The organism is Campylobacter concisus, from assembly GCF_002913545.1.
In the GTDB taxonomy this organism is placed as follows: Bacteria; Campylobacterota; Campylobacteria; order Campylobacterales; family Campylobacteraceae; genus Campylobacter_A; species Campylobacter_A concisus_AV.
Genome location: NZ_PPBR01000074.1, coordinates 1 through 10811 on the forward strand (window position 1 = coordinate 1; position 10811 = coordinate 10811).

General features: G+C 32.3%; 11 protein-coding genes and 1 pseudogene. All 12 read left to right on the top strand.

The features are described 5' to 3' along the window. A pseudogene (locus CYP05_RS09945) lies at positions 1–356 on the top strand (NAD-dependent epimerase/dehydratase family protein); the annotation flags it as partial. Next, on the top strand, positions 353–1474 hold the full coding sequence (locus CYP05_RS04370; protein ID WP_103642106.1) for a DegT/DnrJ/EryC1/StrS family aminotransferase: 1122 nt from the start codon (positions 353–355) through the stop codon (positions 1472–1474). The pseudogene CYP05_RS09945 and the gene CYP05_RS04370, both read left to right, overlap by 4 nt. Further along, entirely contained in the window at positions 1471–2508 is a 1038-nt protein-coding gene (locus CYP05_RS04375; protein ID WP_103642107.1) for an ATP-grasp domain-containing protein, read from the top strand. The genes CYP05_RS04370 and CYP05_RS04375 overlap by 4 nt, the downstream gene beginning before the upstream one ends. 3 nt (positions 2509–2511) lie before the next feature. Continuing rightward, complete coding sequence (locus tag CYP05_RS04380) at positions 2512–3165, top strand: HAD family hydrolase (protein ID WP_103642108.1); 654 nt, start codon at positions 2512–2514, stop codon at positions 3163–3165. Continuing rightward, positions 3162–4325 (top strand): UDP-N-acetylglucosamine 2-epimerase, encoded by a 1164-nt coding sequence (neuC, locus tag CYP05_RS04385; RefSeq protein ID WP_103642109.1) that lies wholly within the window; start codon positions 3162–3164, stop codon positions 4323–4325. The genes CYP05_RS04380 and neuC overlap by 4 nt, the downstream gene beginning before the upstream one ends. After that, a complete protein-coding gene (locus tag CYP05_RS04390; protein ID WP_103642110.1) occupies positions 4322–4981 on the top strand; it encodes a PIG-L deacetylase family protein in 660 nt (219 codons plus the stop codon). Before neuC ends, CYP05_RS04390 begins: the two co-directional genes overlap by 4 nt. After that, entirely contained in the window at positions 4978–6024 is a 1047-nt protein-coding gene (locus tag CYP05_RS04395) for a nucleotidyltransferase family protein (RefSeq protein WP_103642111.1), read from the top strand. The genes CYP05_RS04390 and CYP05_RS04395 overlap by 4 nt, the downstream gene beginning before the upstream one ends. Next, positions 6024–6740, top strand: coding sequence for a cytidylyltransferase domain-containing protein (locus CYP05_RS04400; protein WP_103642112.1), 717 nt, complete (start codon positions 6024–6026; stop codon positions 6738–6740). Before CYP05_RS04395 ends, CYP05_RS04400 begins: the two co-directional genes overlap by 1 nt. Beyond that, complete coding sequence (locus CYP05_RS04405) at positions 6737–8029, top strand: glutamate-1-semialdehyde 2,1-aminomutase (RefSeq protein WP_103642113.1); 1293 nt, start codon at positions 6737–6739, stop codon at positions 8027–8029. The genes CYP05_RS04400 and CYP05_RS04405 overlap by 4 nt, the downstream gene beginning before the upstream one ends. A gap of 26 nt (positions 8030–8055) precedes the next feature. Next, on the top strand, positions 8056–8826 hold the full coding sequence (locus CYP05_RS04410) for an oxidoreductase (protein WP_103642114.1): 771 nt from the start codon (positions 8056–8058) through the stop codon (positions 8824–8826). Next, positions 8823–9890: a hypothetical protein gene (locus tag CYP05_RS04415; RefSeq protein WP_103642115.1), complete on the top strand. Its 1068-nt coding sequence runs from the start codon at positions 8823–8825 to the stop codon at positions 9888–9890. The genes CYP05_RS04410 and CYP05_RS04415 overlap by 4 nt, the downstream gene beginning before the upstream one ends. Beyond that, the coding region (locus CYP05_RS04420) for a hypothetical protein (RefSeq protein WP_141090278.1) at positions 9887–10811 on the top strand (925 nt) is incomplete at its 3' end. The genes CYP05_RS04415 and CYP05_RS04420, both read left to right, overlap by 4 nt.

Below are 10811 nucleotides of genomic sequence, written 5' to 3' on the forward strand. Positions count from 1 at the left end.
ATAATGCTATTAGTCATAAAGATATTGAATTGTTTAGTCTTGGGCAAAGACTTAGAAATTTAATTTATATAGACAATACTGTAGATGTTTTGTATAAAATTTATAGAAATATAAAAAAATTAAATAAATATGAAATTTTTATGGCGGGAAGCAGCAATTCTTTAAAATTGGTTGAAATTGCAAACGAAATTATAAAATTAACAGAAAGTAATTCAAAAATAATATTGATAGATAAAACTCTTTCGTATGATTTTGATGTTATTATAGATATAACAAAGGCTCAAAAATTGTTAGATTTTAAGCCTTTTAGCATAGAAGAAGGGTTAAAAAAATATGTTGAGGTTGCAAGAAAATGAAAAAATATAATACAGCTTTTCCTTTTTTTCCACAAGATGATATTGAAAAAATACTGAAAGAAACTAGAGAAATATTAAGTGGCAAAAAAATGCTCACTATGGGCGAGAATGTTCAAAAATTTGAAAAAGAATTTGCAAAATATTGCCAGAGTAAATATTCAGTAGCTACTAACTCTTGCACGAGCGCTTTGGAAATCGCTTTAACTAGTTTAAATTTAACTAAAGACGATGAAGTAATAGTTCCGGTTCAAACTTTTGTAGCTACTGGCTCCGCAGTTTTAAAAAATGGAGCTAAAATAGTTTTTTGTGATGTAGATGATGATTTTTTATTGGATTTTAAATGTATGAAAAAACTTGTTAATGAGAAAACAAAAGCGGTTATCATAGTGCATTTTGCTGGAATGATAAGTAAAGACATATTTGATATAAAAAAATATTTGCATGAAAAGAATATTTTTCTTATCGAAGATTGTGCTCATGCTCATGGTGCAATGATTAATGGTATAAAGGCTGGAAACATTGGCGATATAGGTTGTTTTTCATTTTACTCGACAAAAATCATAACAACTGGCGAGGGTGGAATGATAACAACCAATAGCAAGGAAATTTTTGAAAAATGTGCAAGTTTTAGAAATAGGGGAATAGATATAAATTTTAACGGCGAATTATTTGTTAATCTTGGCTCAAATAATAGGATGACTGAATTTCAGGCATTATTAGGCGTTTATCAGTTAAAAAGATTGGAAGAATTTGTAAAATATAGAAATAAAATAGCGAGTATATATAAAAATGAATTATCAAGTTTTATTAGCAAAGGCATTGTCCATTTACAGGTTCCGGCTGAAAATAGTAGGCACTCCTATTGGAGGTTTATAGTGTTTTTAAAAAGTCACAATAGAGATGAGATTATTAAAAAGCTAAATGAAATGAATATAAAAGCGGATGCTCCATATTTTCCGTTACTTCACGATCAACCATTATTTAAGGATACAAAAAGAGAGAAAATGCTAAATGCACAAAGGCTTTCAAAAACACACATATCCTTACCGATGCACATGCTAATCGGTAAGGGTGATGCTATGACTATTGTTAAAAAACTAAAGGAAGTATTAATATGAGGAAAGTAAATTTATTAGTAACTACTGTTGGCGGAATGACTAGCCCGGATATACTAAAAGCACTTAAGAATACGCTAGAGTATGACATAAATATTATAGGGGTTGATGCATTTGAATTTGCTGTTGGTAGAAAATTTGTTGATACTTTTGAAATTTCTCCAAATAGTGCTATAGATGAGACTAAGTTTGTGGAATTTATTGAAAAATTAGCAAGGAAATATAACATAGAAGTAATATTGCCTTGTGGTAACGAAGACAATCTGGTTCTTGCCAAATTCATAGAAAAAATGCCTTGCAAGGTTATTGTCGGGCAATATCAGAATCTAATTAAGGCATATGACAAAGGAATAGTCTATGATGAGTTAAAATCTAGTATCCCCGAACACTGCCCAAAATATTTTATCGTTAATAGCTATTTCGATTTTTTAGAATCTATAAAAAAAATAGGATATCCAGATAAAAAAGTTGTAATCAAGCCAAGGTTTGGAAGGGGCGGAAGGGGCGTGTATATTCTTAGCGATAAATTTGACTTTGAAAATATTTTTAAATCAAAGCCAACAAATGAGTACCCTTTTAATTTTTTTGATAGAATTCTTAAAGATCAAAATAAATTTGATGATTTGATTGTAATGGAATATTTACATGATCCGTATTATAGTATCTACTCAATTTGCAAAGACGGAGAGAATTTTTTTACGCTAACTCATACGAGGGAGTGGGGTAATGCTTCGCAGACTTTTAGGGGAAAGGTTTATTATGATAGAAAAATAGAAGAACTAGCTTCGAACATCATTAAAAAATTTAATTTATCTTACGTAAATAACATGGAATTAGCAACTACAGAAGATGGCAAGATTGCGCTTTTTGATTTAAATCCAAGAATCGGTGCAAGTAGCGGAATAGACAAAGATATAGGGTTTAATTTCCCATTGGAAACTTTAAAACTTGCTCTTGGAGAAAAAATAAAAATAGATAAATCTAAATTTCAAACTCCAAAAACATTTCTTAGATATTTCGATCAGGTTTGGCTGTAACATATGATAAAAGCGGTTATTTTTGATTTAGATAATACTCTTTACGATGAAAAGTTGTATTTCTTAATGGTATTTGAAGAATTTTCAAAAGTTTATGGCATAGATGCCGATCTGTTTAAGAACGCCTACGATGATCGTTTTATATTGAACAGTAAGGATATCTTTACAGATATCTTAAAAAAAATAAATTTTTATTCTAAAGATAGACAAAATGAACTATTTGAAATATACAAAAATATTAATTGTCGTTTGAAGATATATGAAGAGGCTCATATTCTGATGGATTACCTGAATTGCAAGAATATTTGTAAGGCAATCTTAACTAATGGTGTGGTGATGGCTCAAAAAAATAAAGTTCGAGCTTTGAATCTAGAAAAATTTACCGATAAAATAGTCTACGCTAGAGAGTTTGGCAAAGAATTTGAAAAACCGAATGAAAAGCCGTTTTTGGAGACTTTAAAGCTTTTGGGTGTTGAAAATAAAAATGCTATCTTTGTGGGGGATAACCCACATACTGATATTGTTGGGGCAACAAAAGCAGGGATAAAAGCCTTTAGATTTATAAATGGCTATACTTCACATATTGAGTTTGCATATGACTATAACATAGATAATTTATTAGAAATAAAAAATTACTTGGAGATGGAGAATAGATGAAAAAGATACTAGCAATAACAGGAATTCGCTCTGAATATGATATTTTGTATCCTGTATTAAAAGAGTTACAAAATAATAAAAATTTTGATCTGAAAGTTGTCATTACTGGTGCCCATCTTTCAGATTGGCATGGATTTACATTGGATAAAATCAAAGATGATGGTTTTGATATAGCTGAAAAAATTGATTCTCTGCTCATGACAAATAGAAAAACCCAAAGATCAAAAGGAGTTGGATTGTTAATCGAAGGGCTTACTCAAGTAGTAGATAGAGAAAGACCTGATTTTTTACTTTTTGCTGGAGATAGAGAAGAGAGTATAGCAACTTGTGTTGTTGGTAACTATATGGATGTTTTAGTTGCTCATATTGGCGGCGGGGATCCTGTCTATGGAAACTCCGATGATCCGATAAGGATGGCTTGCAGCAAACTTGCTCACATTCATTTTGCTACAGCGAATGAATATGCAGAAAATATAAAAAGATTGGGTGAGGAAGAATTTAGAATCTGTTTTAGCGGAAACCCAGCGCTCAATAATATCTTAGAGACGAAGATTATTGATAGGAAAAAATTAGGTGAATTTTTGGATATTGATATAGATAGCAGTGAGTATCTGGTTGTTTTAAAACACCCTCTATCGTCTGAGATTGAGGACAGCTATAGACAAATGAATATAACAATGAATGCAATAAGTGAATTTGCTTTTGAAAATAAGGTTAAAGTGATAGGCATTTATCCAAACACAGATCCAGGCTCTTATGATATTTTAAAAGTCATAGATGATAATTGTAGCGAAAATATAAAATTTTATAAAACATTACCCAGGGAGATATTTGTCAATATTATGAGGAACGCGAAGGTGTTGGTCGGTAATTCAAGCATGGGTATATTGGAAGCTCCATTTTATAAATTACCTGTTGTAAACATAGGAAACAGACAAAAAGGGAGACTAAATGCTGGAAATGTAGAATTTGTAGAATACGACAAAGATCAGATAAAAAAATCTATAGAAAAAGCTTTTTATAACAAGGAATATAGAGATTCTGTCAAAAATTTACAAAATCCTTACGGAGATGGCTATGCTCATAAAAAAATTGTCGATTTTTTAGATAAAGTCGATTTGAATGATAGAAAGTGGCATATAAAAAGAAAGTTAATATGAAAAATAAAATTTTAGTAGTAGCTGTTCATCCAGACGATGAGACATTGGGCTGTGGAGGGACGCTGCTTAAGCATAAGCATGATGGAGATGAAATTTACTGGCTTATTTGCACAAAAACGGATGAGAATAGCGATTATTATACCACTAGAGAAAATGAGATAAAGCAAGCTTCGGATGCTTATAAATTTGATGGCGTTTTTAGTTTAGGACTTAATACAATGCGAGTAGATGAGTATGGTATGAGAGAGCTTATAGGCAAAGTCTCAAAAGTAATAAGCGAGGTAAAGCCAAACATCATATACCTTCCATTTAAAAGTGACGTGCATAGCGACCATAGGAAAATTTTTGAAGCGAGCTATAGCTGCACAAAGGCATTTAGATATCCATTTATCAAAAAGATATATATGATGGAAATTCTAAGTGAAACAGAATTTGCCCCAGGTCTCAAAGAGGATGCTTTTATGCCAAATTCATTTGTGGATATAAGCAATTATCTTGATAAAAAAATAGAAATAATGAAAATTTTTAAAAGTGAAATAGGGGAACATCCATTTCCAAGAAGTGAGAGAAATTTAAGAGCATTGGCTACCTTAAGAGGGGCAACTTGTGGATGTGAATATGCTGAAAGTTTTATGCTTTTAAAGGAAATTTTATGAAAAATATAGAAAACATAAAGTTAAAACAAAATGCTACTATAAAGGAAGCCTTGGGTATTATAGATAGCGGAGCTATGCAGATAGCTTTAGTTGTTGATGACAATGATAAGCTTCTTGGGACACTAACAGATGGCGATATAAGAAGGGGTATATTAAGAGGACTGGACCTTGATAGCTCTATAGAGACGATCGTTTTTAAAGAGCCAGCTATTGCAAAAATTTCTAACACAAAAGAAGAAATTTTAAAGATAGCGTTATCTAAAAAACTTCACCAGATACCAATAGTAGATGATAATGGAATAGTTTTAGACTTAAAAGAGATAGAAGAGCTTGTTGAGCCAAAGATCAAGACAAATAGAGTTATCCTAATGGTAGGAGGCCTTGGTACTAGACTAAGACCACTCACGCAAGATACGCCAAAACCGATGCTAAAGGTTGGAAATAAGCCGATCCTTCAAACGATAATCGAGAGATTTGCAGAGTATGGCTTTGTAAATATCACGATGTGCGTAAATTTTAATGCAAGCATTATTAGAGACTATTTTGGTGACGGAAAAGAATTTGGTGTAAATATCGACTATGTTTTAGAGCAAAAAAGGATGGGCACAGCAGGGGCGTTAAGCCTGCTAAAAGAGCGCCCGAGTGAGCCATTTTTTGTAATGAACGGTGATCTTCTTACAAATGTAAATTTCGAGCACATTTTTAACTATCACACGCTACATAAAGCCACAGCTACAATGTGCGTCAGAGAGTACGACTATGAGGTACCTTACGGCGTAGTAAAGATGAATGATAATAAAATAACTGCTATCGCAGAAAAACCAGTGCAGAAATTTTTTGTAAGTGCTGGGATATATATGCTCTCACCTGAAATTTTAGATCTGATCCCACAAGATGAGTTTTATGATATGCCTACGCTGTTTGAAAAGCTAATAAGATTAAGTAAAGATGTTATATCATTCCCGATCAGAGAGTATTGGCTTGATATCGGACGCATGGAAGAATATCAAAGAGCAAATGAAGAATATAAAGAAGTTTTTTAATGTATAAAAATAATAGTTTTTTAGCGATTGTACCGGCAAGAGGAGGCAGCAAGGGGTTGCCTGGAAAAAATATTAAAGAATTATGCGGGAAGCCGCTTGTTGCATGGAGTATAGAGGCTGGACTAAAAAGTAAATATGTAGATGAGGTCATGGTTAGCACTGACGATGAGAAAATCGTAGAAATTTCAAAAAAGTATGGTGCAAATGTCCCTTTTTTAAGACCAAGCGACTTGGCAAGTGACACCGCTACAACCTTTGATGCCATAAAACACACTATAGATTATTATAAAAATGAATTAAAAAAAGAGTTTGACTATATCGTTTTATTAGAGCCTACGTCGCCTTTGAGAGAAGTTTGCGATATAGATAGGGCTATTGAAATTTTACTAGAGTCAAAAGCTGATTCGATTGTTGGAATTTGCAAAACAGAGAGTCAGAATCCAGCTTTTTTAGTCTCAAAAGATGAAAAAGGCTTAATTTCTGGATATGAAAATAAAGATATGAGGGTTTTAAGAAGGCAAGAGATAAAAGATGTTTATTTCTTTGAAGGAACGATCTATGTCTCTAAAACGGATGTTTTGCTTGATAAAAAAACATTTTATCACGACAACACCATAGGCTATGAAGTTCCAAAATACAAATCGCTAGAGATAGATGATATTGATGATTTTGTAATGGTTGAAGCAATAATGAATTATAAAGGTTATAAAAAATGACTTATCAAGATAGATTATTAAAAGCAATACCAGGCGGCGCCCATACTTATAGCAGAGGGTTTGACCAGTATCCAGCCAATGCCCCACAAATTTTAAAAAGAGGGAAAGGTGCATATGTATATGACGAAAATGGTAGGGAATTTTTAGACTATGGAATGGCGCTTAGGGCTGTAAATTTAGGCTACGCGAATGAAGAAATAAACAAAGCCGCGATCGAGCAAATAGAATTTGGAAACAATCTAACTAAGCCTAGTATGATTGAGCTAGAGGCTGCTGAATTATTAATAGATATGATAGATAGTGTTGATATGGTTAAATTTACTAAAAATGGCTCAACAGCAACAACAGCAGCTATCAAACTTAGTAGAGCATACACTGGAAGGGAGCTGGTTGCAAGATGCGCAGAGCATCCATTTTTTAGCTATGATGACTGGTTTATTGGCTCTACGCAACTTACCAAGGGTATACCGCAAAAGGATACTGAAGGCACAAAAACGTTTGGCTACAACAACATTGAAAGCATAGAGAGGCTTTTTGATGAATTTCCTAATCAAATAGCTTGTGTGATTTTAGAGCCAGCGGCAACAGAGCATCCAAAAGATAACTTTTTACATAAAGTAAGAGATCTGTGCCATAAAAATGGAGCAGTATTTATACTTGATGAGATGATAACTGGCTTTAGATGGCATTTAAAAGGGGCTCAATATTATTATGACATTAAGCCCGACTTGTGCACTTTTGGAAAAGCAATGGCAAATGGATTTTCAGTTGCAGCTATAGCTGGAAAAAGAGAGATAATGCAGCTTGGCAGTATAGAATTTGAAGGCAGGGAGAGAGTCTTTTTGCTGTCGACAACACATGGTGCAGAGATGAGTGGCCTAGGTGCTTTTGTTGCGGCTATGAAATTTATGAAAGAGCATAATGTGGTTGAGTATATTTGGGACTATGGCACAAAACTAATCTCGATGATAAATGAGCTTGCAAAAAAATATGAAATCGAAAGAAATTTCGTAGCAGGCGGGATCGAGTGCAGCCCGTACTATTTGACCTTTGATAAAAATGGTCAAAATTCTTTAGGGTTAAGAACTCTTTTTTCTCAAGAAATGATCAAAAATGGTGTGCTTATTCCTTGGGTGGCGCTCTCTTATGCTCACGGAGAAAATGAACTTGCAAAGACAAAAAACGCACTAGAAAAAACTTTTGAAGTTTACAAAAAAGCAGTTGATGAAGGCTATGAAAAATATTTAGTAGGTAGCTCTATTAAGCCAGTGTTTAGAAAATTTAACTAAAAGTAAAATTTATATAAGGAACAGCAGTGTTAAAAGATAAAGTAGTTGTCGTTACTGGTGGAGCTGGACTTATTGGTAAAGAATTTATAAAAGCCATTGTTGAAAACAACGGCATAGCTATTATCGCGGATATAAATGAAAAAATAGGGCAAGAGGCAAAAGAGGCGCTATCTAAAGAGCTAAATTCAAAAAATATAGACTTTGTAAAACTCGACATCACGTCTAAAGACTCTTTGGAGGCTTGTATAAAATATTTGCATGATAAGTATAAAAGGATAGATGCACTAGTAAATAATGCATACCCTCGGAATAAGCACTATGGAAGGCACTTTTTTGATGTTGAGTATAGTGACTTTATAGAAAATTTGGGACTAAATTTGGGCGGTTATTTTGCCGCATCTCAGCAGTTTGCAAGATATTTTAAAGAGCAAGGATATGGAAATATCATAAATATATGCTCAATCTATGGAGTGGTTGCTCCAAAATTTGAAATATATAACAACACAACAATGACTATGCCGGTTGAATATGCTGCCATAAAATCAGGACTTATACACCTTACTAAATATATGGCAAAGTATTTTAAAGGGATGAATATAAAGGTAAATGCGCTAAGTCCTGGCGGTATATTTGATAACCAGCCAGAGCCGTTTTTGGAAAAATATAAAGATCAGTGTCTGAACAAGGGTATGTTAAACAATAGTGACTTAAAAGGCACCTTGGTGTATCTGCTGAGCGATATGAGTAGATATGTAAATGGGCAAAATATTGTAGTTGATGATGGATTTAGCATATGATAGTGCGATATAAAGAGGATCGTAAGAATTTTGAAGCTAGATGGCAGGAATATATCTCAGAAAATATTCACAGCCCAAGATATCTAAGCTCATACTTAGACTATATGAAATTTTATTCCAAAGATATACTTAGTGATGAAAGCTTTGTGGTTGTTGAGAGCAACAAGTGTGTTGGAATTTGTTTTTTGCCAATAGAACAAGTAAATGGCGTTGTCTCTATATCTTTGTCTGGATATTTTACAGTTGCTCCGCTTGCGATAAACGATAGGGTTTATGACATAGTTTTTAAAGAAATTTTTGAGATAAGTAAAAACTATAATGTTAGCAAGATAATGTTTTATTTGGACTCTTTGGTTATGGAGTTTTTTAACAAATATAACTTTCTTATCAAATATGGCTTTATAGACGCTACTGGCAGCAACTGCGTGCTTGATCTATGCGATGAAAAAAGTACTTTGTGGTCAAGACTAAGAAAGTGCTATAAGCCGTTAATAAATGGAATTTTTAAAAATAGTGAATATGACTTTGTTGTCGTATCTAAAGAAAATCCAAGTTATGAAATCCATGAGGCATATAGAGAGCTTCACAAAAAGGCTGCTGGTAGAGAAACAAGACCTAAAACAACCTTTGATAAGCAGTATGAAATGCTACAAAATGGCAATGCTACTATTATAGGATTAAGATATAAAGGCCAATTTATAGGTCTTTGCTATTTTTTACATACGAGTGAAGTTGTTGTATATATGAGTGCTGCAGATGATCCAGAATTTACAAATATGAGAATTCCTATATATCACGCTATTTTGCAAAAAGCTACTGAGTATTTTCATGATATGGGTTTTAAGCATATGGAGTACTCTCAGCCTGCAGGGTATAACTTAGTGGATGGATTTTTAGATTATTTAGACGAAAAACAGATAAATATAGCACATTTTAAAAGAGGCATGGGTACAAAAATGGTGCCACTATTTCGAGGCGTAAAATACTTTGATAAAAATTTACTGTTAAAAGATATAGATAGCTTTAGAGAGGCATGTGTTTCTTCTTTTGAAAGTATGACATGAAGTTTTATTTAGATATTTACTGCTCTCCAGATATATCATATCAATCTTCTATTAATCAAGGGGATCCTGTTGATTGTGATGATGTTGATGGGTTTGTTGAAAAAGTATTTGATTTTCTTTATTTTGACTATATAAAAAATCAAAATGATGAGATTTCTGATGTTTTAAAAATAACATGTCCTTTTATTATCTCAAATTTGATCGCATTATATTCTAATATCCTTGCAGATGCTCGTTTAAAAAAAAGTGGTTTTGATGTAATCTATACTGATAAAAATATAATTGATAGCAAGATTGGCAAAAGATGTCTCTCCCCATATTATTTGCCAGATCTGTATTCTGGTGGAAAAGAAGTGCCATTTGTTAATTTTTATTTATCTGGAATATATAATAAAAAAGACTATAAATATTTTTTGAAAAAAATATTTATATTTTTTTCAAAAAAAGAACAGGTTGTTGTTTTAAATAGAAATAAATGGTTGATAGAGTTTTTAAATAATTCAAATATAAAATATTCAATTATAGACTTTGAATATTTTTTTGACGAGATAAAAGTAAACGATATTGTGAAATTTGATGATCCTAAGTTGAATAGTTTCATTGAGAACATATCAAAAAATATAACCCAAATAACCTCAGAAGAGATAGATAAAGATAAATTTTACAATCTTTTGGTAGCAATTTTAAAGAAAATAGTTTATAAGGGATATATTGATTATAAAAACTGCAAAAATGCAATGAAAAATAAGAAAATATATTTTAATAAAATATTTACTGGAACGATGGGTAATTACAAAAGTAGGGTCATTTTTTCTGTTCTTAATAATTTTGGCGTAGAAACAAATTCTTGTATGCATTCTGGATCTATCTCTCATATTGATTATAAATTTGATCCTAGGCTGTATATAGAATATTTAATAC